1 pseudogene is annotated in these 323 nt (G+C 47.1%); it reads right to left on the reverse strand.

Annotated features, from left to right (window positions below):
• Nucleotides 1-323: pseudogene (locus SB775_RS28320) on the reverse strand (GNAT family N-acetyltransferase); the annotation flags it as partial.

Genomic DNA, 323 nt, shown 5'->3' on the forward strand with positions numbered 1-323 from the left:
CTTGGCCATATGGCTATAATGCTGTTGAATTGCCGAAAGTTCTCCTGCCAGATTGACCGCCGTCGTTTTCCGGATGTATTGCAATGTACAATAGCCTTGCAAATAATGGGCATTCTCCAGCAGTGGATGCATGCGCACAATCTCTGAAACGATATTGGAGTTTTGGCAATATGCTTGGAACAATTCGCGAAATTCCTCGAGAACTCCGGGATCTCCTGAAATCAGAGGCCCTCCATAACCATAAGCCGATGTTATGTCATAGAGCGGCGGCCCAGCGATATCCGCATCGATTTTCCTGATGATGAAAGGGTAAATCACGCTTC

It is taken from the genome of Peribacillus sp. SIMBA_075, assembly GCF_046534585.1.